General features: G+C 72.0%; 19 protein-coding genes and 1 pseudogene. 7 read left to right on the top strand and 13 right to left on the bottom strand.

Going from position 1 to position 25,067, the window contains the following annotated elements:
* The first annotated feature begins 7 nt into the window (after positions 1-7).
* Both cydB and cydD read left to right on the top strand, forming a co-directional pair.
* Positions 8-1,012, top strand: coding sequence for a cytochrome d ubiquinol oxidase subunit II (gene cydB / locus ACVV2G_RS07335; RefSeq protein WP_453841769.1), 1,005 nt, complete (start codon positions 8-10; stop codon positions 1,010-1,012).
* A 79-nt stretch (positions 1,013-1,091) separates the two neighbouring features.
* On the top strand, positions 1,092-4,613 hold the full coding sequence (gene cydD, locus ACVV2G_RS07330) for a thiol reductant ABC exporter subunit CydD (protein ID WP_453842045.1): 3,522 nt from the start codon (positions 1,092-1,094) through the stop codon (positions 4,611-4,613).
* Positions 4,614-5,297: 684 nt separating this feature from the next.
* Here the strand turns inward: cydD and ACVV2G_RS07325 are convergent.
* The 4 genes and pseudogenes from ACVV2G_RS07325 to ACVV2G_RS07310 form a co-directional block, all read right to left on the bottom strand.
* Entirely contained in the window at positions 5,298-6,188 is an 891-nt protein-coding gene (locus tag ACVV2G_RS07325; protein WP_453841768.1) for an HAD family hydrolase, read from the bottom strand.
* A gap of 48 nt (positions 6,189-6,236) precedes the next feature.
* The gene (locus tag ACVV2G_RS07320; RefSeq protein WP_453841767.1) at positions 6,237-7,142 is read right to left on the bottom strand and encodes an LLM class flavin-dependent oxidoreductase; all 906 of its coding nucleotides are present in this window, start codon (positions 7,140-7,142) and stop codon (positions 6,237-6,239) included.
* 220 nt (positions 7,143-7,362) lie between these two features.
* Positions 7,363-7,923 (bottom strand): annotated as a pseudogene (locus ACVV2G_RS07315) (RNA 2'-phosphotransferase); the annotation flags it as partial.
* 110 nt (positions 7,924-8,033) lie between these two features.
* Positions 8,034-9,788 (bottom strand): SDR family oxidoreductase, encoded by a 1,755-nt coding sequence (locus tag ACVV2G_RS07310; protein WP_453841766.1) that lies wholly within the window; start codon positions 9,786-9,788, stop codon positions 8,034-8,036.
* Between the two features lie 660 nt (positions 9,789-10,448).
* On the opposite strand from ACVV2G_RS07310, the gene ACVV2G_RS07305 reads away from it, so the two are divergent.
* The 5 genes from ACVV2G_RS07305 (at position 10,449) to ACVV2G_RS07285 (ending at position 14,425) form a co-directional block, all read left to right on the top strand.
* Entirely contained in the window at positions 10,449-11,411 is a 963-nt protein-coding gene (locus ACVV2G_RS07305; protein ID WP_453841765.1) for an ABC transporter ATP-binding protein, read from the top strand.
* On the top strand, positions 11,401-12,309 hold the full coding sequence (locus ACVV2G_RS07300) for an ABC transporter permease (RefSeq protein WP_453841764.1): 909 nt from the start codon (positions 11,401-11,403) through the stop codon (positions 12,307-12,309). The genes ACVV2G_RS07305 and ACVV2G_RS07300 overlap by 11 nt, the downstream gene beginning before the upstream one ends.
* Positions 12,306-13,217 carry an ABC transporter ATP-binding protein gene (locus tag ACVV2G_RS07295; RefSeq protein WP_453841763.1) on the top strand — a complete coding sequence of 304 codons (912 nt, stop codon included), beginning with the start codon at positions 12,306-12,308 and terminating at the stop codon, positions 13,215-13,217. Before ACVV2G_RS07300 ends, ACVV2G_RS07295 begins: the two co-directional genes overlap by 4 nt.
* A gap of 11 nt (positions 13,218-13,228) precedes the next feature.
* Positions 13,229-13,948 carry an ABC transporter permease subunit gene (locus ACVV2G_RS07290; protein ID WP_453841762.1) on the top strand — a complete coding sequence of 240 codons (720 nt, stop codon included), beginning with the start codon at positions 13,229-13,231 and terminating at the stop codon, positions 13,946-13,948.
* 183 nt (positions 13,949-14,131) lie between these two features.
* Positions 14,132-14,425 carry an SGM_3592 family protein gene (locus ACVV2G_RS07285; RefSeq protein ID WP_453841761.1) on the top strand — a complete coding sequence of 98 codons (294 nt, stop codon included), beginning with the start codon at positions 14,132-14,134 and terminating at the stop codon, positions 14,423-14,425.
* Positions 14,426-14,747: 322 nt separating this feature from the next.
* On the opposite strand, the gene ACVV2G_RS07280 is transcribed toward ACVV2G_RS07285, so the two are convergent.
* The 9 genes from ACVV2G_RS07280 to ACVV2G_RS07240 all read right to left on the bottom strand — a co-directional run bounded on the left by ACVV2G_RS07280 (position 14,748) and on the right by ACVV2G_RS07240 (position 24,910).
* On the bottom strand, positions 14,748-15,590 hold the full coding sequence (locus tag ACVV2G_RS07280; protein WP_453841760.1) for an HAD family hydrolase: 843 nt from the start codon (positions 15,588-15,590) through the stop codon (positions 14,748-14,750).
* The gene (serS, locus tag ACVV2G_RS07275) at positions 15,587-16,864 is read right to left on the bottom strand and encodes a serine--tRNA ligase (RefSeq protein WP_453841759.1); all 1,278 of its coding nucleotides are present in this window, start codon (positions 16,862-16,864) and stop codon (positions 15,587-15,589) included. The genes ACVV2G_RS07280 and serS overlap by 4 nt, the downstream gene beginning before the upstream one ends.
* 589 nt (positions 16,865-17,453) lie before the next feature.
* Positions 17,454-18,386: a prephenate dehydratase gene (pheA, locus tag ACVV2G_RS07270; RefSeq protein WP_453841758.1), complete on the bottom strand. Its 933-nt coding sequence runs from the start codon at positions 18,384-18,386 to the stop codon at positions 17,454-17,456.
* Between the two features lie 80 nt (positions 18,387-18,466).
* Positions 18,467-19,789, bottom strand: coding sequence for an iron uptake transporter deferrochelatase/peroxidase subunit (gene efeB / locus ACVV2G_RS07265; RefSeq protein ID WP_453841757.1), 1,323 nt, complete (start codon positions 19,787-19,789; stop codon positions 18,467-18,469).
* A gap of 8 nt (positions 19,790-19,797) precedes the next feature.
* Positions 19,798-21,726 (bottom strand): copper resistance CopC/CopD family protein, encoded by a 1,929-nt coding sequence (locus tag ACVV2G_RS07260; RefSeq protein WP_453841756.1) that lies wholly within the window; start codon positions 21,724-21,726, stop codon positions 19,798-19,800.
* A 13-nt stretch (positions 21,727-21,739) separates the two neighbouring features.
* Positions 21,740-22,225: a copper chaperone PCu(A)C gene (locus ACVV2G_RS07255; protein WP_453841755.1), complete on the bottom strand. Its 486-nt coding sequence runs from the start codon at positions 22,223-22,225 to the stop codon at positions 21,740-21,742.
* A complete protein-coding gene (locus ACVV2G_RS07250; RefSeq protein ID WP_453841754.1) occupies positions 22,222-22,872 on the bottom strand; it encodes an SCO family protein in 651 nt (216 codons plus the stop codon). Before ACVV2G_RS07250 ends, ACVV2G_RS07255 begins: the two co-directional genes overlap by 4 nt.
* A gap of 134 nt (positions 22,873-23,006) precedes the next feature.
* Positions 23,007-23,759, bottom strand: a complete 753-nt coding sequence (locus ACVV2G_RS07245) for a YcnI family copper-binding membrane protein (protein ID WP_453841753.1) — start codon at positions 23,757-23,759, stop codon at positions 23,007-23,009.
* A 272-nt stretch (positions 23,760-24,031) separates the two neighbouring features.
* A complete protein-coding gene (locus ACVV2G_RS07240) occupies positions 24,032-24,910 on the bottom strand; it encodes a hypothetical protein (RefSeq protein ID WP_453841752.1) in 879 nt (292 codons plus the stop codon).
* Positions 24,911-25,067: the final 157 nt, after the last annotated feature.

Below are 25,067 nucleotides of genomic sequence, written 5' to 3'. Positions count from 1 at the left end.
CACAGTCATGGAACTGCACGACGTCTGGTTCGTTCTGATCGCCGTCCTGTGGACCGGCTACTTCTTCCTGGAGGGCTTCGATTTCGGGGTCGGCGTGCTCACCAGGCTGCTGGCCCGGAACCGGGCCGAGAAGCGGGTGCTGATCAACACCATCGGCCCCGTGTGGGACGGCAACGAGGTGTGGCTGCTCACGGCCGGCGGCGCGACCTTCGCCGCCTTCCCCGAGTGGTACGCCACGCTCTTCTCCGGCTTCTACCTCCCGCTGCTCGTCATCCTGGTCTGTCTGATCGTCCGGGGCGTCGCCTTCGAGTACCGGGTGAAGCGGCCCGAGGAGCGCTGGCAGCGCAACTGGGAGACCGCGATCTTCTGGACCTCGCTGATCCCGGCGTTCCTGTGGGGCGTGGCTTTCGGCAACATCGTCGGTGGCGTGAAGATCGACCAGGACATGGAGTACGTGGGTTCCGTCGGGGATCTGCTCAACCCGTACGCCCTGCTGGGCGGCCTGGTCACGCTGACGCTGTTCACCTTCCACGGGACGGTCTTCACCGCGCTCAAGACCGTCGGTGAGATCCGTGAGCGGGCACGGGCCCTGGCGCTGCGCGTGGGACTCCTGACGGCCGCGCTGGCTCTGGTGTTCCTGCTCTGGACGCAATTCGACAGCGGCGACGGCAAGAGCCTGGTCGCGCTCGCGGTGGCCGTCGCGTCGCTGGTCGTCGCCCTGATGGCCAACCAGGCAGGTCGCGAGGGATGGGCGTTCACGCTGTCCGGCCTCACCATCGTGGCCGCCGTGGCGATGCTCTTCCTGACGCTCTTTCCGAACGTCATGCCGTCCACACTCGAAGCGGAGTGGAGCCTCACCGTCACCAACGCCTCGTCCAGCCCCTACACCCTCAAGATCATGACCTGGCTGGCCGCGGTCGCCACGCCGGTCGTCCTGCTCTACCAGGGCTGGACGTACTGGGTGTTCCGCAAGCGGATCGGCACACAGCACCTCGCCGAAGCCGCGCACTGAGTCCGGACGGGTGTGTTCACGTGGCACGGCGTCACGTTTCACGTGAAACACACTCTCGGGACGGGAGGGCATGTTTCACGTGAAACCCATCGATCCACGTCTTCTGCGGTATGCCCGCGCCACCCGGTTCTTCCTGGCGGCGGTCGTCGCCCTGGGCACGGTCGGGGCCGGGCTGCTCGTCGCGCAGGCGATGCTCATCGCCGAGGTGGTGGTGGGCGCCTTCCAGCACGGCATGACGGCAGCCGAACTCCGCACTCCCCTGCTACTCCTGGTCGTCGTAGCCGGCGGACGCGCGCTGATCGGCTGGCTGACCGAGTTGGCGGCACACCGGGCGAGCGCGGCGGTGAAGTCGGAGCTGCGGGGCCGGCTGCTGGAGCGGGCCACCGTGCTCGGTCCCGGCTGGCTGAGCGGACAGCGGACCGGATCGCTGGTCGCGCTGGCCACCCGCGGAGTCGATGCCCTCGACGACTACTTCTCGCGCTACCTGCCCCAACTGGGGCTCGCGGTCGTCGTACCCGTGGCGGTGCTGGCCCGCATCGTCACCGAGGACTGGGTGTCGGCGGCCATCATCGTCGGCACGCTGCCGCTCATCCCGGTCTTCATGGTGCTGATCGGCTGGGCCACACAGTCCCGGATGGACCGCCAGTGGCAGCTGCTGTCCCGGCTGTCCGGTCACTTCCTGGACGTGGTCGCGGGGCTGCCGACGCTGAAGGTCTTCGGGCGGGCCAAGGCGCAGGCCGATTCGGTCAAGCGCATCACCGGCGCCTACCGTCAGGCGACCATGCGGACGCTGCGGATCGCCTTCCTGTCGTCCTTCGCGCTGGAACTGCTCGCCACCCTCTCCGTGGCGCTCGTCGCCGTCACCATCGGCATGCGGCTCGTCCACGGCGACATGGCCCTGTACGACGGCCTGGTCGTGCTCGTGCTCGCGCCCGAGGCCTATCTGCCGTTGCGGCAGGTGGGAGCGCAGTACCACGCGGCGGCCGAAGGCCTCGCCGCCGCCGACGAGATCTTCGCGGTGCTGGAACAACCGGTACCGGCGTCGGGGACCGGCCCGGTGCCGGCGGGCGGCTCCCTGTCCTTCGAGGCTGTGACCGTCCGCTACCGGGGACGTACCGCGGACGCCGTGACGGACGTGCGCCTCACCGTCCGGCCCGGGGAGACGGTCGCGCTCGTCGGCCCGAGCGGGGCGGGCAAGTCGACGCTCCTCAACACCCTCCTGGGCTTCGTGCGTCCGGCCGGGGGACAGGTCAGGATCGGGGGAGCCGACCTCGCGACGCTCGACCTGGCGCAGTGGCACGCCCGTGTCGCCTGGGTTCCGCAACGCCCCCACCTGTACGCCGGCACCATCGCCGAGAACGTACGCCTGGCCCGGCCGGACGCCGATGACGCCGCCGTACGGCAAGCGCTGCGGGACGCGGGCGCGCTCACGTTCGTGGACGCGTTGCCCGAGGGGGCGGGGACCGTGCTCGGCGAGGACGGGGCCGGGCTGTCCGCCGGACAGCGGCAGCGGCTGGCGCTGGCGAGGGCGTTCCTCGCGGACCGGCCGGTCCTGCTCCTCGACGAGCCGACGGCCGCTCTGGACGGGACCACCGAGGCCGAGGTCGTGACCGCCGTGCGAAGGCTCGCCGAGGGGCGGACGGTGCTGCTGGTGGTGCACCGTCCGGCCCTGCTGGAGGTGGCCGACCGGGTGGTGCGGCTGGGGGAGCCGGCCCCGGGGACCGCGACCGACGGGGCTCGCGGGGTGGCCGACGGCTCCCGCGCGGCCCCGGCCGCGAGCCTCCGCGAAGAGGCCGCCGGAGGGGCTGCTCCGGTCCCCCTCGACGACCGGGGGCCCTCGCCGGAGCCCCGAGGCGGTGCCCTCGCCCGGGTGCGTGCCATGTCCGCGGCGCGTCGCGGGCGGATCGGTCTCGCACTGCTGCTCGGCAGCCTGGCGCTCGGCAGTGCCGTCGGCCTGATGGCCACCTCCGGCTACCTGATCTCGCGGGCCTCCGAGCAGCCGCCGGTGCTGTACCTGATGATGGCCGTGACGGCGACGCGTGCCTTCGGCATCGGGCGGGCCGTGTTCCGCTATGCGGAGCGACTCGTGTCGCACGACGCCGTGCTGAGGATGCTGGCCGACACCCGGGTCGCCGTGTTCCGGCGGCTGGAGCGGCTCGCACCCGCGGGGCTGCGCCGCAGTCGGCGGGGAGACCTGCTGTCCCGGCTCGTCGCCGACGTCGACGCCCTGCAGGACTACTGGCTGCGCTGGCTCCTGCCCGCCGCGTCCGCGGTGGTCGTCTCGGCCGCGTCGGTCGGCTTCACGGCATGGCTGCTGCCGGCGGCCGGCGCCGTGCTCGCGATCGGTCTGCTGGCGGCCGGGGCCGGTGTCCCGCTGGTCACCGCCGCCGTGGCACGGCGGGCCGAGGGCCGGCTGGCCCCCGCCCGTGGACTGCTCTCCACCAGGGTGACCGATCTGCTCAGCGGCACCGCCGAGCTGACCGTCGCCGGCGCGCTGCCCGCCCGGGCCGCCGCCGCGCGCCGGGCCGACGGCACGCTCACCCGGATCGCCTCGCGTGCGGCCACCGCCACCGCGCTGGGTGACGGGCTCACCGCGCTGGTCTCCGGTCTGACCGTCGCGGGCGCCGCCCTCGTCGGGGTCCAGGCGGTCGCCGACGGCCGGCTCACCGGCGTGGCCGTGGCCGTCGTCGTGCTGACTCCGCTGGCCGCCTTCGAGGCCGTACTCGGGCTGCCACTGGCCGTGCAGTACCGGCAGCGCGTGCGCAGGAGCGCCGAGCGCGTGTACGAGGTGCTCGACGCCGCCGATCCGGTGCGGGAACCGGAGACGCCCCGGCAGGCTCCCGCGTCGCCGTTCCCGGTCGTCCTCAAAGGGCTGGCCGCGCGCCACGCCGGGCAGCACCGGGACGCTCTGGCGGGGCTCGACGTGACGCTGACGGAGGGGCGCCGTGTCGCCGTGGTCGGGCCGTCCGGGTCCGGCAAGACGACGCTGGCCCAGGTGCTGCTGCGGTTTCTCGACGCGGACGCGGGTTCCTACACGCTGGCCGGTGTCGACGCCTACGCGCTGGCCGGCGACGACGTCCGGCGACACGTCGGACTCTGCGCCCAGGACGCACACCTTTTCGACAGCTCGGTGCGCGAGAACCTGCTCCTGGCCAGGAAGGACGCCACCGAAGACGAATTGCGCGACGCGCTGGCGCGGACCCGGCTGCTGGAGTGGGCGGACAGCCTGCCCGACGGTCTGGACACGCTGGTCGGGGAGCACGGCGCCCGGCTGTCCGGCGGGCAGCGGCAGCGGCTGGCACTGGCCCGGGCGCTGCTCGCCGACTTCCCGGTCCTCGTGCTCGACGAGCCCGCCGAGCACCTGGACCTGCCGACCGCCGACGCGCTCACCGCCGATCTGCTGGCCGTCACCGAGGGCCGTACGACTCTGCTGATCACGCACAGGCTGGCGGGTCTGGAGGCCGTGGACGAGGTGATCGTGCTCGACGAGGGCCTCGTGGTGCAGCGGGGGGCGTATGCGGAGCTGGCCGCCGTGCCGGGGCCGCTGCGGGCGATGGCCGAACGGGAGGCGGCGTCGGACCTGCTGGTGGGAGCGCGCTGAGCGGAGTCGCCGTACCGATGTCTCACGACACTCCCGGAGCATCCGGCTTTCCCAGGAAAGGGGTCTCATGAGGCTCGGGTCACGCCATCAGCAGCGTCTCCCGGCTCCTCGCCGGACCGTCAGGGGCCCTGGCGTACGAGAAGCGGCTCGACCGGTAGCGGCGGAGGGTCGACGCCGTGCACGAGGACCTGGGCCGGATCGCACGCGCCCGGTACCGCGACGGCGGCGGGCTCCCGCTCACCGCGCGGATGATCCTCGCGGACGATCCCGACGAGCTGATGCGTGGCCGGCGGACGCTCGCGCGTGCCGATCTGGCCGTCGACAGGGCCATCGGCAAGAGCCTGCGGGCCGAGCCCGGCTCGCCTCGGACGAGGCCGAGGCGCGGGTGGCGCGGGTGGCGCGGGAGGCGTGGGTGGCGTGGGAGGCGCTGGAGGAACGCAACGCCGGACCGGCGGAGCTGAAGAGGAGGATCGAGGACAGGCTCGAGGCGGCCCGCTCCCGGCTGACGGGTCCGGCCCGGTCAGTGGATCGGTCAGTTCGGGCAGCGCCGGGAACTCCACCGGGCCGCACCTGCATTTCGGGGTCCGGGTCACACCGGGGACGGGTTCGGCGCTCGACCCGGTGCCGTGGGCCGTCGCAGCGCGGGGTGACGCCCCGACGGGACGGGAAGGAGCCGGCGGACGGCTACTCGGGCAGGTCCGCCAGCACCCGTTCGATCACGACCGCCACCCCGTCGTCGTTGTTGGCGACCGTCCGGCCCGACGCGGCGGCGATCACGTCCGGGTGCGCGTTGCCCATCGCGTACGACTGTCCCGCCCAGGTGAGCATTTCGATGTCGTTCGGCATGTCACCGAAGGCGACGACCTCCTCGTGCGAGATGCCGCGCTCGGCACAGCACAGCGCGAGCGTGCTGGCCTTGGACACCTCCGGCCCACTGATCTCCAGCAGGGCGCTGGGGCTGGAGCGGGTGACGTTGGCGCGGGCGCCGATGGCGAGGCGGGCCAGCCCGAGGAAGCCGTCGGGGTCCAGCTCGGGGTGGTACGCCAGGATCTTGAGGATCGGCTCGGCGGCGGCGCGACCGTCGGGCGCCAGGAGTTCCTCGGCGGACAGGAGGTTGTCGGGGACCTCCATGTGCAGCTTCGGGTAAGCGGGCTCCTGGTGGAACCCGTAGGTCTGCTCGACCGCGTACACCGTGCCGGGCGCCGTCTCGCGCAGGAGCCGTACGGCGTCCAGCGCGTTCTCCCGGGCCAGCTCCCGCACCTTCACGAACCGGTGCTGACCGGGGCCGCCGTGCAGGTCGACCACGGCGGCGCCGTTGCCGCAGATGGCGAGGCCGTGACCGTGGACGTGGGCACTGACGACGTCCATCCAGCGGGCGGGGCGACCGGTGACGAAGAAGACCTCGATGCCCGCTTTCTCGGCGGCCGCCAGTGCGGCGACCGTGCGCGGGGAGACCGACTGGTCGTCGCGCAGCAGGGTGCCGTCGAGGTCGGTGGCGATGAGGCGCGGGCGGGTGGCGGCGGCCGGGGGCTCGGGCGGTCGGGTCGCTGAGATCACCCGGTCATTGTCACGCATATGCCTGCACGCACGTGCGCGAGTCCGCACATCTGTGAGCCATGGTTCTCATCCCTCCAGCTGTGCCGGTGCCTCCATGGCGATCCGTTCGAAGATCTTGTCGTCCGCCGTGAAGTCGGAGTCCGGGATCGGCCAGTGCACGACGAGTTCCGTGAATCCGAGGTCCCGGTGCCGGCCGGCGAAGTCGACGAAGGCGTCCACGGACTCCAGGGGGCGGCTGCGGTCCGGTGTGAAGCCGGTGAGCATGACCTTGTCCAGCTCGCCCACTTCCCGGCCGATCACGGCGCAGGCGTCGGCCAGCCTGTCCGCCTGCCCCCGCAGTGCCCGGTCCGACTGCTCGGGGGTGCCGTTCTCGTACAACTTCGGGTCGCCCGTGGTCACCCATGCCTGGCCGTACCGCGCGGCGAGCCGCAGCCCACGGGGTCCGGTCGCGGCCACCGCGAACGGCAGCCGGGGCCGCTGCACACACCCCGGGATGTTGCGCGCCTCGTGGGCCGAGTAGAAGTCCCCCTCGTACGACACGGCGTCCTCGGTCAGCAACCGGTCGAGCAGTGGGAGGAACTCGGCGAGCCGGTCGGCCCGCTCGCGCGGAGTCCACGGCTCCTGGCCGAGGGCGGTGGCGTCGAAGCCGGTTCCGCCCGCTCCTATGCCGAGCGTGGTCCGGCCGCCGGAGATGTCGTCGAGGGAGATCAGCTCCTTGGCGAGCGTCACCGGGTGCCGGAAGTTCGGTGAGGTCACCAGCGTGCCCAGGCGAAGCCGTTCGGTGACGGCGGCGGCCGCGGTGAGCGTCGGCACGGCACCGAACCACGGGCCGTCCCGGAAGCTCCGCCAGGACAGGTGGTCGTAGGTGTACGCGGTGTGGAAGCCGAGCTGCTCGGCACGGGTCCAGGCTGAACGCCCGCCTTCGTGCCAGCGGCGGTACGGAAGGATCACAGTGCTCAGGCGCAGACTCATGGCTCCGAGCCTATGCGGGTCGACCGGGTTTCACGTGAAACAACCACCGGCGTCACCGTACGCGGCTGCGAGGCCACGAAGGGCGAGAGGGCGCCGGCGCGAGCTGTGTGCGTTCGCCTCGGCGTACGCACGGCTGTGGATCACCAAGCGCACGCGGCGTCACCCGGGATGCGGGCGCTCCCCCGAACCCGACGCACGTCCGTCCGGGCGGTAGGGGCCAGTGCTGCGTGGGAAAGGGCAGATACCGAGGCGGCACGTGCTGCGTCAGCCGGACACCGTTCGCGCTGACGTGGAAGACGTGTCCGTCACGGTGCATGGCGCCGGCGTCCACCGACAGCACGATCGGCCCGCCTCGGCGGGCACCGGCCGGGGTCGCGGTCTCGCGGTCCGGCGAGAGGTGCACGTCGTGCCGGTTCATCGCCCGCAGCCCCTCGGTGCGGATCGCGTCCAGGTGACGGGTGACGGTCCCGTGGCAGAGGTACGGCGGCGGGGTCGCCGCGGCCAGTCCGAGGTCCACGTCGACGCTGTGACCCTGACTGGCGCGAATACGGGCGTCCTCGATCGCGAAGCGCCGTTTGTCGTGGGTGGCGACCACGTGGTCGAGCTCTTCGCGGGTGAAGCGGAAGCCGTGCGCGGCGGCCACGGTGATCAGTGTGTCGATCTCGACCCATCCGCCCTCGTCGAGGGTGAGGCCGATCCTCTCCGGCCGGTGGCGCAGATGTTTCGACGGATATCTGGACACCTGCACGATGCGTCTGGCATCCGTGTGTTCCTGTTGTATGGAACCAGCCTGCCGATTGCGACGCACATCACGCGAACGATTTCGCCGCCCAGGTTTGATCCACAGTCAAGTGCAGTTATCCACAGGCGAATTGGTGCCTCCTGTGGAAACTACAGCGGCGGTCGCACCCGGGCGAGGCGCCTCAGTACCCCCGGAAGGAGACGGGACAGGAGGTGGGCACCACGCGCCTCGGGCGTCACAGGGACCACGGGCCTGTCGCGCACCACCGCTTCCAGGACGACGTCGGCCACCTTCTCGGGCGGGTAGTTGCGCAGTCCGTACCACCGTGCCGTCCGCCGTTGCCGGCGCCTCTCCTCGTCGGCGTCGACGCCCGCGAAGCGCGCCGTCGAGGTGATACCGGTGTTGACCAGGCCGGGGCAGATCGCCGTGACCCCGATCCCCTGCCCGGCCAGCTCGGCGCGCAGGCACTCGCTCAGCATTAGCACGGCCGCCTTGGAGGTGCCGTAGGCGGGCAGCACCCTGGACGGCTGGAAGGCCGCAGCCGAGGCGATGTTGACGATGTGGCCGCCCTGCCCGCGTTCGGTCATCTGCCTGCCGAACAGGCGGCAGCCGTGGATCACGCCCCACAGGTTGACGTCGAGGACCTTCTTCCAGTCCTGCGGCGTGGTGTCGAAGAAGGAACCCGACAGGCCGATCCCGGCGTTGTTGACCAGGACGTCCACCACGCCGTACTCGGCGGCGACCTTGGCCGCGAGTTTGTCCATGGCCTGCTCGTCGGAGACGTCGACGGTCTCCGCCCAGGCCGCCGACGCTCCGATCAGCCGCGACAGCTCCGCGGTGCGGGCGGCGGACTCGGCGTCGCGGTCGACGGCCACCACGCGGGCGCCGGCCTCGGCGAAGGCGAGCGCCGTGGCCCGCCCGATGCCACCGCCCGCCCCGGTGACCAGCACCAACTGGCCGCCGAAGCGGTCGGCGTGCTTCCCGCTCGCCGCTGGACCGGGCCGTCCGCCCTCGACGGCGGTGACGAACTCCGTGATCCAGTCCGCCAGCCGGTCCGGCCGGGTGCGCGGCACCCAGTGCTTGGCGGGCAGCGTACGGCGGGTCAGCCGCGGCGCCCACCGCTCCAGGCCGTCGTAGAGCCGTTCCGACAGGAACGCGTCGCCGAGGGGCGTGATGAGCTGCACGGGCGTGTGCGCGTAGGCGTCGGCGCGAGGGTGGCGCAGCCGGGGCCGGACGTTGTCCCGGTACAGCCACGCCCCGTGCGCCGCGTCCGTCGGCAGGGACGGGGTCGGGTATCCGCCGTCGGCGATCTTCTCGACGCGCCGGAGGATGCCCGGCCAGCTCCTGCCGAGGGGGCCGCGCCAGGCCAGCTCGGGCAGTACGGGTGTGTGCAGCAGACAGACGTACCAGGACTTGGCGCCCTGGCCGAGCAGCTGGGCGACCCGGCGCGGGGTGGGGCGCCGCAGACGTTCGTCGATCCAGTGCCCGAAGTGGTCGAGGGACGGTCCGGACATCGAGGTGAAGGAGGCGATACGGCCCTTGGTGCGCCCGACCGTGACGAACTCCCAGGACTGCACGGAGCCCCAGTCGTGACCCACCAGGTGCACGGGCCGCTCGGGGCTGACGGCGTCGGCCACCGCAAGGAAGTCGTCCGTCAGCTTCTCCAGCGTGAACCCGCCCCGCAGCGGGACCGGCGCGGTGGACCGGCCGTGGCCCCGGACGTCGTAGAGGACCACGTGGAAGCGGCCGGCGAGGCGGGTGGCCACCTCGGACCAGACCTCCTTGCTGTCCGGGTAGCCGTGCACCAGGACGACCGTGGGCCGAAGCGGGTCGCCCAGTTCGGCCACGCACAGCTCGACCCCGCCCGTGCGCACCCAGCGCTCCCGCGCACCGTCCAACGCCATCTCTCCTCCGTCCAGCGCCGCCCGTGCGGCAGTTCGTCGTCCGGTCGCCAGGTGCCGGCCCGGGGGCAGACCCCCTGCCCGTGCTCGGTCCACCGCCGGGGCGGGCGCACCGAAGGGACGGGTCTGGTACCGGCCGGCACGGCTCCGGCGGACCAGGAACCGGGCCACGCCCTCGTGGACTCCGCACGCCGGCCGGCGGCCACGCGCCTTGCGCGGCCACGCGCCTTGCGCGGCCACGCGCCTTGCGCGGCCACGCGCCTTGCGTCCTGGCCGCACCGCGCTCGGGAACGCCCGGCTCCGGCCGGCCGGCCCGCCACGGCCCCGGCCCCTGCACGGACGAGAACCGCACCCGCCCGAACCCCGCGACTCCGTACGGTGTCCGGCCGCGCCGCCGTCGTCATGCCACCCCGATCCATCCGCCACCCGGCCCGAGCGGCGCGGTCCGCGCCGCCGAGCGAACCGCTCGCCACGTGACGCCGCCGAATCTCCCAGTTGTTAGACCTACCGTCAATAGGGCGGTCGTGGGCGACCCCGGGCACCGCTGCATGGCTCTCAGGTACGGGACCCCCTCCGGGCCCGTACTACTCGAGTCTGACTCCAAGACGGCTCTCCGGTCTGACGACCTCAGTGGCCCGCGTCACTACCGTCAGGGATGTGACTGTGATCGCGACCGAAAGCCTGAGCAAGCGGTACCCCCGGGTGACCGCACTCGACCGGCTCTCCATGGACGTCGGACCCGGTGTGACCGGACTCGTCGGTGCCAACGGCGCCGGCAAGTCCACCTTGATCAAGATCCTGCTGGGTCTTTCCCCCGCCACCGAGGGCCGGGCCGAAGTGCTCGGACTCGACGTCGCGACCAAGGGCGCCGACATCCGCGAGCGAGTCGGCTACATGCCGGAACACGACTGCCTGCCGCCCGACGTCTCGGCCACCGAGTTCGTCGTCCACATGGCACGCATGTCCGGCCTGCCCCCCACCGCCGCCCGCGAACGCACGGCCGACACCCTGCGCCACGTCGGTCTGTACGAGGAGCGCTACCGGCCCATGGGCGGCTATTCGACCGGCATGAAGCAGCGCGTGAAGCTCGCGCAGGCCCTCGTCCACGACCCGCGGCTGGTCTTTCTCGACGAGCCGACCAACGGCCTCGACCCGGTCGGCCGCGACGAGATGCTCGGCCTCATCCGCCGCATCCACACCGACTTCGGCATCTCGGTCCTGGTCACCTCGCACCTGCTGGGCGAACTGGAACGCACCTGCGACCACGTCGTCGTCGTGGACGGCGGCAAACTGCTGCGCTCCAGCTCCACCACCGACTTCACCCAGACCACGACGACCCTGGCGATCGAGGTCACCGACACCGACGACCACCCCGACGGCACCCGCGCGGTGCGCGACGCGCTCGACGCGCGCGGGGTGACCGTCCAGGACGGCAGCGGCCTGCCCGGCGCCGGACACGTCCTGCTGCTCACCGCGGCGGGCGAAGAGACCTACGACCTGGTCCGGGACGTCATCGCCGACCTCGGCCTCGGCCTGGTGCGCATGGAACAGCGCCGGCACCACATCTCGGAGGTCTTCCAGGACAGCGACGCAGAACGGAAGGAGGCGGTCGGCCATGGCAGCTGAACAGCCCACAGCCACGGTCCCGGGTGACCAGACCCGCATCCACAACATCGGCTACCGCAGCTACGACGGCCCCCGTCTGGGCCGCGCCTACGCCCGCCGCTCGCTGTACTCGCAGTCCCTGCGCGGTGCCTACGGCTTCGGCCGCTCGGCCAGGTCGAAGGTGCTGCCGATGCTGCTGTTCGCGGTGATGTGCCTGGTCGCGGGCATCCTGGTCGCCGTCACCGTGGTCACCAAGGCGAACGACCTGCCTCTGGACTACACGCGCTACGCGATCGTCCTCCAGGCCGTCATCAGCCTCTACGTCGCCTCGCAGGCCCCGCAGTCCGTCTCCCGCGACCTGCGCTTCAAGACCGTGCCGCTGTACTTCTCGCGTCCGATCGAGACCTCCGACTACGTCCGCGCCAAGTACGCGTCGCTCGCCTCGGCGCTGTTCATCCTCACCGCGGCTCCCCTGCTGGTGCTCTACGTGGGCGCGCTGCTCGCCAAACTCGACTTCGCGGACCAGAGCAAGGGGTTCGCACAGGGACTCGTCTCCGTGGCACTGCTGTCGCTCCTCTTCGCCGGTATCGGGCTGGTCGTCGCGTCGGTCACGCCGCGCCGCGGATTCGGTATCGCGGCCGTCATCGCCGTGCTGACCATCACCTACGGCGCGGTCTCCACGCTCCAGGCCATCGCGGAAGTCCAGGGCAGCCCGGGAGCCGTCGCCTGGATCGGCCTGTTCTCGCCGATCACCCTCATCGACGGTGTGCAGTCCGCCTTCCTGGGCGCCACCTCGTCATTCCCCGGCGGGGTGGGGCCGAGCAACGGCGAAGGGGCGGTCTACGTCCTCGTCACCCTGGGCATGATCGCCGGCGCCTACGGCCTGCTGATGCGCCGCTACTCGAAGGTGGGACTGTGACCACGCTGAACATCGACCACGTCTCCCGCTGGTTCGGCAACGTGGTCGCCGTCAACGACATCACGATGACGATCGGCCCCGGTGTCACCGGGCTCCTCGGCCCCAACGGCGCGGGCAAGTCCACCCTCATCAACATGATGGGCGGCTTCCTCGCCCCCTCGACCGGCAGCGTCACCCTCGACGACCGGCCGGTCTGGCGCAACGAGGCCATCTACCGGCACATCGGGGTCGTCCCCGAACGCGAGTCGATGTACGACTTCCTCACCGGCCGCGAATTCGTCCTCGCCAACGCCGAGCTGCACGGCCTGGGAGCGAAGGCGGCCCAGGAGGCGCTCGCCACCGTGCAGATGGAGTACGCGCAGGACCGGAAGATCGCCACGTACTCCAAGGGCATGCGGCAGCGCGTGAAGATGGCGAGCGCCCTCGTGCACAACCCTTCGCTGCTCCTGCTCGACGAACCGTTCAACGGCATGGACCCGCGCCAGCGCATGCAGCTGATGGACCTGCTGCGGCGGATGGGGGACGAGGGCCGCACGGTGCTGTTCTCCTCGCACATCCTCGAAGAGGTCGAACAGCTCGCCTGGCACATCGAGGTCATCGTGGCCGGCCGGCACGCGGCCGGCGGCGACTTCCGCAAGATCCGCCGCCTGATGACCGACCGGCCGCACCGTTACCTGGTGCGTTCCAGCGACGACCGGGCCCTGGCGGCAGCGCTCATCGCGGACCCGTCGACGTCCGGCATCGAGGTCGACCTCGCCGAGGGCGCCCTGCGTATCCAGGCCGTCGACTTCGGCCGGTTCACGGCCCTGCTGCCGAGGGTCGCCCGCGACCACGGCATCCGCCTGCTCGCGGTCTCGCCGTCCGACGAGTCCCTCGAGTCCGTCTTCTCGTATCTCGTCGCGGCGTAGGAGGCCGAAGAATGTACGACCCCACAGTCGCCAGGCTCACCTACCGGGCCCTGCTCGGCCGCCGCCGGGCGCTCATCCTGGGCGCGCTGCCCCTGCTGCTGCTCGTCATCGCCGTGGCGGTGCGCGCGCTCGCCGGAGCCGACGACCAGACCGCGGCGGACGTGCTGGGCGGATTCGCCCTCGCCACCATGGTCCCCATCATCGGTGTCATCGCCGGTACCGGGGCCATCGGGCCCGAGATCGACGACGGCTCGGTGGTGTACCTGCTGTCCAAGCCGATCAAGCGGCCGACGATCATCTTCACCAAGCTGATCGTGGCCGTCGCCGTGACGATGGTCTTCTCCGCCGTGCCGACCCTGCTCGCCGGTCTGATCCTCAACGGCAACGGGCAGCAGGTCGCCGTCGCCTACACGATCGCCGCGCTGGTCGCCTCCATCGCCTACGCCGCGCTGTTCCTGCTCCTGGGCACGGTGTCCCGGCACGCGGTGGTCTTCGGACTGGTCTACGCCCTCGTCTGGGAGGCCCTGTTCGGCTCCCTGGTGCCCGGTGCCCGCACACTGAGCGTCCAGCAGTGGTCGCTGGCGGTGGCCCAGAAGGTCGCCGAGGGGAACCTGGTGACCTCCGACGTCGGCCTGGTGACCGCGACGGTGCTGCTGGCCGGGGTCACCGTGCTCGCCACCTGGTACGCCGGTCAGAAGCTGCGGACGCTGACGCTCGCCGGGGAGGAGTGACCGGCCCCGGTCCTGACGGAGCCTCCACCCCGGCCCGGGCACACTGGGCCGAGGACCCACACAGGGCGTACCACCGCGCCACGCAGGCTGCACGGGGCGCAGGGCGCGCGCCACTGGCACATGGGAAACAGGGCGCACACCGAGTGGGACACGAGGGAACGCGCAGGGCCGGGAGGGGGCACGATGGCGGACCAGCCACCTCAGCCGCATGGCCGCGAAGGGCCGGAGGACGGACCCGAGGACGCCGGCGGAGACGGCTCCCGACGGGCCGGCGCCGGTGACGACACCTGGGACGGCCTCGTTCTGGACGAGGATTTCGTACGCGGCGCCGGTGCCTCCGAGCCCTCGGCACGCGCCCGTGTGCTCGCCGCCCGCCGGCGCCGCGAGAAGCCGGAGCCGCAGCCGTGGCGGTCCGACGAGGAGCCTGCCGGATGGTTCTTCAGCAAGGGCCGGCGCCGTAGGTGGCGCAGGCGGTAAGACGGAATACGTCCGCTTTTAATCGGTGGCGCCCGGCTTTCCGTACCGGCAGTGTGGTGCATGCACGAGGCCGGACGGCGTCGGCGTATCGGGCGGCCGCTTCGAGCACGCGAGGACTCCTCGCGTGGGCCGACCGACGGGGACGCCGACGCCGTCCGGACCGCCCGTGGCCTCACGGCCGCGATCACAGGGCCACGATCACAGAACCGTGATCGCGGAGCCACGATCGCGGAGCCACCGTCCGATCGGAGTTGCGCCGGGCGGGCTTGAGCCGATCAGGCTTGGCCCGGACGGGCCTGAGCCGGACGGGCCTGAGCCGGGCTCAGGCCGCCAGGCGCTCCAGCACCACCGCGATGCCGTCCTCGTCGTTCGAGGACGTCACCTCGTCGGCCACCGCCTTCAGCTCTGCATGGGCGTTGGCCATCGCCACGCCCCGGGCGGCCCAGCCGAACATCGGAACATCGTTGGGCATGTCACCGAAGGCGATCGTGTCCGCGGCCTTCAGACCGAGTCGGCGCGCCGCCAGTGACAGGCCGGTGGCCTTGGACAGGCCGAGCGGGAGCAGTTCGACGACGCCCGCCCCGGCCATGACGACCGTGACGAAGCCACCCGCGGTACGCCGGGCCGCCTCGGCCAGTTCGTCGTCGGACAGCGTCGGATGCTGGATGTAGATCTTGTTCAGCGGCGCCGACCACAGGTCGGAGGCGTCGGTGAAGGGCACCGCCGGCAGGTCGCCCCCGACTGCGTATCCCGGGCCGACCAGGACGTCGCCGTCCAGGCCGTCACGGCTCGCGGCCAGGTACAGCGGACCGGTCTCCGCCTCGATCTTGGCCAGTGCCACCCCGGCCAGCTGGCGGTCCAGCGTGACCGAGGTCAGCAGACGGTGCTCTCCGGCGTGGTAGACCTGCGCGCCCTGCCCGCAGACGGCCAGGCCGTTGTAGCCGAGATCGTCGAGGATGTGGCGGGTCCACGGGACGGCGCGGCCGGTGACCACGATGTGGGCCGCCCCCGCCGCGGTGGCGGCGGCGAGCGCGTCACGGGTGCGCTGCGAGATCGTGTCGTCACCGCGCAGCAGTGTGCCGTCGAGGTCGGTCGCGACCAACCGGTACGGGAAGCCTCCGGCGGTGCCGGCGTCGGTCCCCGTGGCGGAGCCGGTGTCACTCACTTGGCCACCGGTTCCAGGACCTCTCGGCCGCCCAGGTACGGGCGCAGCACCTCGGGCACGCGCACCGAACCGTCGGCCTGCTGGTGGTTCTCCAGGATCGCCACGATCGTGCGCGGGACGGCGCACAGCGTGCCGTTGAGCGTGGCCAGCGGGCGCACCTTCTTGTCCTCACGGACACGGATCGACAGCCTGCGCGACTGGAACTCGGTGCAGTCCGAGGTCGAGGTCAGCTCGCGGTACTTGCCCTGGGTCGGGATCCAGGCCTCGCAGTCGTACTTGCGGGCGGCCGAGGCGCCCAGGTCGGCCGAGGCGACGTCGATGACCCGGAACGGCAGTTCCAGCGACGTCAGCCACTGCTTCTCCCACTCCAGCAGGCGCTGGTGCTCGGCCTGCGAGTCCTCGGGGAGGACATAGGAGAACATCTCGACCTTGTCGAACTGGTGTACCCGGAAGATGCCCTTGGTGTCCTTGCCGTGCGAGCCCGCCTCGCGGCGGAAGCAGGGCGAGAAACCGGCGTAGCGCAGCGGCAGACGGCCGGCGTCGAGGATCTCGTCCATGTGGTACGCGGCGAGCGGCACCTCGGACGTGCCGACCAGGTAGAGGTCGTCCTTGTCGAGGTGGTAGACGTCCTGGGCGGCCTGGCCGAGGAAGCCGGTGCCGGCCATGGACTGCGGGCGGACCAGCGCCGGGGTCAGCATCGGCGTGAAGCCGGCCGCCGTGGCCTGGGCGATCGCCGCGTTGACCAGGGCGAGCTCCAGCAGTGCGCCGACACCGGTCAGGAAGTAGAAGCGCGAACCCGAGACCTTGGCGCCGCGCTCCACGTCGATGGCGCCGAGCAGCTGGCCCAGCTCCAGGTGGTCCCGGGGCTCGAAGCCCTCGGCGGCGAAGTCGCGGTGCGTGCCGTGCGTCTCCAGGGTGACGAAGTCCTCCTCGCCGCCGACGGGGACGTCGGGGTGGACGAGGTTGCCGAGCCGCTGGAGCAGCTCCTGGGTCTCGGCGTCGGCCGCGTCGCGCTCGGCGTCGGCCGTCTTGACGTCGGCGGCGAGCTGGCCCGCCCGCTTCAGCAGCTCGGCCTTCTCGTCGCCGGTGGCCTTGCCGATGAGCTTGCCGAGGCCCTTCTGCTCGGCACGCAGCTCGTCGAAGCGGACGCCGGACGACCTGCGCCGCTCGTCGGCAGACAGGAGGGAGTCGACGAGCGCGACATCCTCTCCACGGGCGCGCTGCGACGCGCGCACACGGTCGGGGTCCTCACGGAGCAGGCGAAGGTCAATCACGCGGTCAAGGCTACCGGTGTGCGGTGACGGCTCTCGACTCACTCTTGCCGATCGCGGGTCGTGCATTCCGTTATGTGGGTATTGCGGCTTGTGTTCCCTGCGTTTCCGCTTGTCAAAGGAATCGTTCCCGTCCCTTGTACGAGGCAGTGGAGGCGTGCTTGGTTGACTGGATTTCCTTGTGGAGGACGGGACTTGAAGGTCCACTGTCCACAGGAATCCACAACCCGGGAAAGTTATCCACAGGCTGTGTGCAAGATCTGTGGACTGGGTGGGGGCGATCATTCCGGATGCCGGTGACGCACTCTTCAAACCCTCCGCGGCCCGTCTTTCGAGTGGAAACGGGGCACCCGGTGTCCCTCCGAAGGATGGAGGGCAAGAAGTAGGTGGACGAGGGGTGGCCTGCACCCCTGGGGAGGGCGAAGGGGCTATAGGGGGATTTGTCGACTGAATCCCGCCGCGTTGTCGACTTGTCCCCAGGTCGAGAAGCAGACCTGTGGATAACTTCTGTGGACAACGAAAATCAGCAGGTAACACCAGCCGGCTCCGGCCGTCAGAACCGGCCGTCACAACCGGCCCTCGGTACCGGCCGTCAGAACCGGCCGTCCTGGCAGCGCGCCACCCAGTCCGCCGCCGCCACGAACGCCTCGTCCGAGGTGCCCGGCCGCAGCGCGTCCACGTCCGCCGGCTCGGCCTCCGCCCGCGGGTACGACCCGAGGTAGCGCACCTGGAGGCAGGTCCGCTTCAGCCCCATCAGGGCATCGGCCACCCGGCGGTCGGAGATGTGTCCCTCGGCGTCGATGCAGAAGCAGTAGTTGCCGATGCCGGCTCCGGTGGGCCGGGACTGCAGCAGCATCAGGTTGATGCCCCGGGTGGCGAACTCGCCCAGCAGGTCACGCAGACCGCCGGGGTGGTCGTCGCGCTGCCAGAGCACGACGGACGTCTTGTCCGCGCCGGTCGGCGCCGCGGGCCGGGCGGGACGGCCCACGAGCACGAAACGCGTCTGGGCGTTCTCCGCGTCGTGGATGTCGGCCTCCAGGACCTCCAGGCCGTAGCGCTCTGCGGCGAACTCGCCGGCGAAGGCCGCGTCGTACCGGCCCTCCTGCACCAGGCGGGCGCCGTCCGCGTTGGAGGCGGCCGACTCCCAGGCGGCGTCCGGGAGGTGGGCCTTGAGCCAGTTGCGCACCTGGGGCTGAGCGGCCGGGTGGGCGGTGACCGTCTTGATGTCCGTCAACCGGGTGCCGGGGCGGACCAGTAGGGCGAAGGTGATGGACAGCAGCACTTCGCGGTAGATCATCAACGGCTGGCCGGCGACCAGCTCGTCGAGGGTGGTGGTGATGCCGCCCTCGACGGAGTTCTCGATCGGCACGAACGCGGCCTCTGCCTCGCCGGTGCGCACCGCGTCGAGCGCGGACTGGACGGACACGTACGGGACCAGTTCCCGGGTCGCCGACTCCGGGAGAGTGCGCAGGGCGACTTCGGTGAAGGTGCCTTCAGGGCCGAGATACGCGTAACTGGCTGGCATGACCTCACCCTAATGGGCCCGGCGAGACCCGTCTCACGCGTCTCGCACCAGCCCTTCCCGGGGGTGACTCCCGTCCGGTCTCACCCCTCCAGCAGCCGCTGCCCCACGTACTCTCCCTCCGCCGCCCCGCCCGGCACGGCGAACAGCCCGCTCGCCTCGTGCCGGATGAACTGCGACAGCGCGTCCCCCCGGTCCAGCTTGCGCTGCACCGGCACGAAGCCGCGCAACGGGTCCGCCTGCCAGCAGACGAAGAGCAGGCCCGCGTCCGGGACACCGTCCGCGTCGAACCCGTCGTGGTACGAGAAGGGGCGGCGGAGCATGGCCGCGCCGCCGTTCTGGTCGGGGCGGGTGATGCGGGCGTGGGCGTTGATCGGGACGACCAGGTTCCCCTCCTCGTCCGTCTTCTCCAGATCCATCTCGGTCGTCTCGGCGCCTCCCGACAGCGGCGCTCCGTCGGACTTGCGGCGCCCGATGACGTCCTCCTGGCCCTTGGCCGAGAGCTTCTCCCAGTCGTCGAGGAGCATGCGGATGCGGCGTACGACGGCGTAGGAGCCGTTCGCCATCCATGCCTGCTCGGTCTTTCCGGGCCGGCCGGGGACGAAGATCCGCTCGTCGAAATCGGTGTCGGCCGGTTTCGGGTTGCGGGTGCCGTCGATCTGGCCCATCAGGTTGCGCGTCGTCATCGGACGGGCGGTGGCGCCGGGTGAGCGGTTGAAGCCGTTCATCTGCCAGCGGACGCGGGCGGCCGAACCGGCGTCCTGCTGGATGGCGCGCAGGGCGTGGAAGGCCACCAGGGCGTCGTCGGCACCGATCTGCACCCACAGGTCGCCGTTGCTGCGGTTCCTGTCGAGGTGGTCCGAGGAGAAGTCGGGCAGCGGGTCGAGGGCGACCGGGCGCTGCTTCTCCAGGCCCGTCCGGCCGAAGAAGCTGTGCCCGAACCCGAAGGTGACGGTGAGCGAGGAGGGCCCCGCGTCCCGGGCCACGTCCGTGTCACGGATTCCGGCCGGCTCGCCCGCCATCAGGCGCCGGGCGGTGTCGGACCAGCGGCGCAACAGCGCGGCGGCCTCCTTGCGCCCGGCGCCCGCCGTCAGGTCGAAGGCGACGAGATGGCCGCAGGCCTGCATCGGGGTGGTGATGCCGGGCTGATGTTTCCCGTGAAACATCGCCTCCTCGCTGCCCAGCGAGGTGAGCGGCGTGGCCGCGGAGGAGGGCGCGACGGCGTAGCCCGCGGCGGCGCCCGCCGTGCCGAGGACGAGTCCGGTGGCGCCGGCGGTGCCGAGCAGCCGCCGCCGGGAGACGCCTTCGCGGGCGGTGGTGTTCCCGGAGTGGTGCGGTCCGGGCCCGCCGGGTGCCTCGCCGGTCGCGCCGGGGGCCCGGGTCGGGGAGGTGGACTGTTCAGCCATGGTGCGGTTCAGCCGATCTGCGCGTTCTTGGAGACGGTCACCTGGTCGATGTCGGAGGTCCGTACGGTCACGGCGACCTCCCAGTCGCCGGCCATGGGGATCTGCACTCCACCCGCCGACCAGTGTCCGGTGGTGATGTGGTCGGGGACGACGGGCAGGGGCCCGATGTCCTTGGCTTCGAGGGTGAAGGCGACCTTCACCTCGGGGATGTCGAAGGCGCTGCCGTCCGGACGCTCGGCGTAGAGGTGCACGTCGTTGGCGCCCACCCGTGCGGGGTCGAGTTCGACGCGGACCACGCCCTTGCCGTCCCGGCTGCCGGTGTCGAAGGGCATGTCCAGGGTCACCGCCCCGGTGGAGGGGTCCGACGCGGAGGCGGCGGACGAGATGCCGGCCTCGGCCTCCTCCTCGGTCCGGCCCGGCTCGGTCTGGGTGAGGACGGTGGTGACGGCGAGCAGGACGACGGCGACGCCGGCCTCGGCGAGTACGGAACGGCGCAGGCCGAAGCGGTGGGGGTCGGCGTCCCGCTGCCGCTTCTGCCGGGCGGCGTCCATCGCGGCACGCTGCCGGGCCAGCTGGACGGCGCGCTGGGCGGCACCGGGGCCCTTCGACGCCCCGGACGTCGCTTCGCCGGCCCCCGCCTTCTCGGACGTACGGCCGGCAGGTGCCCCGGCCTGTTCCTTCTCACGCCGGCGGATCACCGCGGGTGCCGTGTCCGCCAGCCGCGCCGTCCACCGCCGTGAGAGGCGGGCGACGCAGACCAGCACCGCCACGAGCCCGATCTTGAGGAGGAGCAGCTGCCCGTACCGCGTGTCGGTGAAGGCCGTCCAGGAACCCATCTGGCGCCAGGACTGGTACGTGCCCGTCGCCACCAGCGTGACCACGCAGGTGAAGGCGACACGGGAGAACCGGCGTACGGCGGAGGCGGGGACCGGTGTGTCCGCGGGCGCCCGGAACAGGGCGACGAGCAGGGTGGCGAGCCCGCCGAGCCAGGCGGCGACGGCGAGCAGGTGGACGACGTCGACGGGCATGGCGAGGCCGGCCTGGAGGCCGACGGAGGCGTGCTCGGACATCGCCCAGGTTGCCGCGAGGCCGGCCGCCACGACGCTCCCGCCGACCGCGAGCCCGAAGGTGAGGTCCCGCTTCTCCTCGTCCTCCCGCTTGTCGTAGGCGCCGAAGAGCACGGCGACGAACAGCGCGGCCGCCGCCAGCAGCAGCAACCGGGAGACGAGCGAAGCGCCGGTCTTGGTCTGCAGCACCTCGCCGAGCAGGCTCAGGTCGAAGACGTCGCCGACCCTCCCGGAACCGGTGTACGAACCGCGCAGCAGGAGCAGCAGCAGGGTGGCGGCGGTCAGCGCGAGCCACCCGGAGACGACCAGCCGCTGCACCACCCGTACCCCGGAGCCGCGCGGCCAGCAGGCGAGGACGAAGGCGGCACCGCCCACCAGGACGATGAACCCGGCGTACGACACGTACCGTCCGAGGCCGTACAGCAAGCCGACGACACCGCCGCCGGCCTCCGTGGCGGAGGCCGCGACGGAGGTCTCGGACGGGGCGCCGACGGAGAAGGTGTAGGCGCCGGCGACCGGATGGCTGTCGGCGGAGACGACCTGGTAGGTCACGGTGTACGTGCCGTCGGGCAGCCCGGCGTGCAGTTTCACCGTGTACGTCGTGCCGCCCGTGCCGGCCGGCCGGCCGTCGTCGACGCGCTTGCCCTTGGGGTCGAGGACGCGCAGCGAGTCGTCGTCCATGGAGACCGACTCGGAGAAGGTGAGCGACACCTGGGCCGGAGCCCGGTCGACCACCGCCCCCTGCCGGGGGTCGCTGCCGGTCAGCGCGGCGTGCGCGGAGGCCGGGCCGGCGCCGGCGAGCAGCGCGCAGGCCGCGGCCAGGAGCAGCAGCACCAGAGTCCGGACGCGTGGGGCGATGGTCTGCGTCAAGGTGGTCCCTCCCTCAGTGTCCGGAATGGCCGGCGCCGGGCCGGTAGGTGGCCGCCTTCACGGGCAGCTCGACCGTGACCGGGTCGGAGTGGGCGAACCGCAGTTCGACGGAGACCGTCTGTCCCTGCTTGGGCTGCTGTTCCAGGTTCTCGAACATCAGGTGGTTGCCGCCGCTTTCGAGCACGAGCCGGCCGTGGGCGGGGATGGGGAGGCGGTCGACCTCCTTCATCGTCCCGTCGACGGTCTCGTGCACGGTGACGTCGCCGGCCTCGCTGGTGACGGAGGTCAGCGCGTCCTCGGCGTCGCCCTTGTTGGTGACGGTGAGGAAGCCCGCCGCCATCGAGGCGGAGACGGGCTGCGGTATGTAGGCGGCATCGACGGAGAGTTCGGCACCGGACGCCGAGGAGCCCGGTCCGGAGCCCGCGTCCGGGTCGCCGCAGCCGGCGAGGACCAGGGCGCCGGCCAGCGTCACGGCGGCGAGAGCGGGGCGGCCCCTCACGGGTTCTCCCCCTTGACGAGCTTGGGCAGGTCCTCCGTGTAGTCCTCGACGCCGGCGTCCTCACCGTAGAGGACGTAACCCGCGTCGGACTTCGGGGAGAACGCGACGACCTGGGTGCCGTGCGTCGAGACGACCTTGCCGTCCTTGTCCTTGGTCGGCGGGTCGATGGTGATGCCGAGGGTGCGGGCGCCGGCCTGGACGGTGTCGAAGTCGCCGGTGAGACCGACGATCTGCGGGTCGATGCCCTTGAGCCACGTACCGAGTGCGGCCGGGGTGTCGCGTTCCGGGTCGGTGGTGACGAACACGATGCGGAGTTCGTCCTGCTCGGCCTGGGACAGCTGCTTCTTGGCCACGGCGATGTTGTTCATGGTCAGGGGGCAGACGTCGGGGCAGTGCGTGTAGCCGAAGTAGACCAGGGTGGGCTTGCCGGCGGTCTGCTCGCGGAGGTCGTACTCCTCGCCCCGGGTGTCGGTGAGTACCAGGTCGGGCTTCTCGAAGGGCTTGTCGAGGACGGTGGCGGCCTGCCGGCCGGACTCCTCGGAGACCATGGTGACGGGCTTGTCGCCGTCGGAGCCACTGCCGCAGGCGGACAGGGTGAGGGAGGCGGCGGCGAGCAGGGCGGCCGCGGCGAACGTCTTCTTGCGCATAGAAAAATGTCCCAGATGTGAGGTGCTCCGGCGCGCGCCGGGGTGGTTCCGCCGGACCGGCGGAGGAGACCCGGCGCGCACCGGACGAGAGGATGCGTCGGCGTGTTCAGCCCGACGCACCGGCGCGGGCGTCGTTACGCCGAGGCACCGGTGGTGCGGCGGCGGCCGGCCAGCACGCCGTACGCGACGCCCGCGGCACCGACGACGATGCCGACGACGCCGAGAACACGGGCGGTGGTGTCGCTGCCGTCACCCGAACCGGAGTCGGACGCGGTGTCGGCGGCGGTGTTCTGGGCGGCTGCCTCGGTGTCGTCGGAGGCGTCGGCGCCCGACGAGCCGTGGGCGTCCTCCTCGGCGGCGGACAGCTTGAGGACGGGCGCCGGGGTGTCGGGCTCCTCCTGGCCCTCCTGCGGCACCTCGATCCAGCGGACGACTTCCTTGTTGGAGTACGTCTGGATCGCCTTGAACACCAGCTCGTCGGCGTCCTCGGGCAGCGCGCCCACGGAGACCGGGAACTTCTGGAAGTAGCCGGGCTCGATGCCCTCGCCGTCAGCGGTCCAGGTCACCTTGGTGACGGCCTCGGTGAGCTGCTCGCCGTGCGACTCCAGCGGCTCGTCCAGCGTGGACTTGGTGATCTGGGCCTTCCAGCCGGCGACCGGCTGCGGCATCACGGACGCCAGCGGGTGGTCGGTGGGGAAGTTGATCTCCAGCTTGGTGGTGGAGGCGTTGTCGCGCTCGTTGGGGACCTTGAAGTTGACGGTCGCGTAGCCGCCCTTGGCGGCCGTGCCTTCCGGCTGCACGCTGACGTGCGCGAAGGCCGGGGCGGACAGGGCGAGGACGGCGATGCCGGAGACGGCGCCGACGGCGGCGATACGGGAAGCCTTCATGGACTTCATGGAAGGGAACACTCCGCTTCGAGTGGGTCACCGGTGCTGAGCCGGTGACGGATGACGGGACGGATGCGCGCACGCGCGCGTGCCGCACGACGGCGGTCCCTCCACACTCCGGCCGGGAGGCGGACCGACGGGCGGGCCGACGGGGCGGGCCGGAAGGCGGAGCCGGCGGTCGAAGACCCGTGGTCGGGCCGAAGGCGGGGCCGAGGGGCAGAGCCGGAGGGCCGGGGCCGACGGGCCGAAGCCGAGCGGATGGGCGCGTCGTGTCAGGCGGCGAGGGCGAACGCGCCGCTCGGGGGACCGCGCCTGGTCACCGTGTGCTGGAGTGCGGTGGTGTGCGGCCACGGCGGCGCCGGCAGCGCGGTGCGCGGCGGACACGGCCCCGTACCGGGGCTGCCGGCGAGACCGGCGTGCAGGGCGCACACCAGGGAGAGGGCCGCGCGCAGGCCGCGGACGAGCGCCGCCTCGGCCACCGCGTGCGCCGAATGCGTCGAGAGGTCCATGAGCCGGGCCAGGGCCAGGTCCCCGCGGCGCAGCAGCCAGCCGGCGGCCAGGGCCGCGAGGACGTGGCCGAGGAGCATCGGCAGGGACGGCACCAGCGAGGTCGGGGAGCCCGCGGCCGACAGGAGGTCGGCGGGGTGGTGCGCGGCGTCGGCGTGGGAGCCGGCGCTCGGGGCGATCCGCGCGTCGCTGAGGATCCGCTGGGCCTGGGCCGGACTGATCGCCGCCGCGGTGGTCCCGCAGACCAGCCGGGCGGCCTGCTCGACCAGTGAGGCGTCGGAGAGCGCGCCCGCTCCGCCGGCGGACAGGGCGGCTGATCCGCCGGCGGACGCGACGGCCGTACCGGACGCAGTGACCGCCGTGGTGCCGTGCTGGCCCAGCCCGAACAGGGTGTGCAGTGCGGCCTGGCCGACGGCGAGCAGTGCCGTGATGCCGGGCAGCGACCGCCGGCGTCCGGCGAGGGGCGCGGCGACCGCGACCGCCCCGAGGAACCCCGCGCCCAGCGCCCACAGCGGAACGGTGGCGTAGGAGCCGAGTGTGTGCCCCGCCGCGGCCAGCACGACGCAGACCGCGGCGAACACCGCGGCCCGCAGGACCCGGAGATCGTTCCCGGAGCGCGCCGTTGGCGGGTGGGGGGCAGTCATGGCGGGCTCATCATCGCACTGGCACCCCTCGCGTCGTACGGCAGGTCCACAAGATGCCGTACGACCGGAAGATCACTCTCTGGCGCGCGCCGTCCGACATACACCGATCGGCGGCAGGGAGACATCCGCCATATGGGCGGTCTCATACGGCCGGTGC

It is taken from the genome of Streptomyces sp. JK94, assembly GCF_053613315.1.
This window is presented reverse-complemented; position numbering and strand designations above follow the sequence as displayed.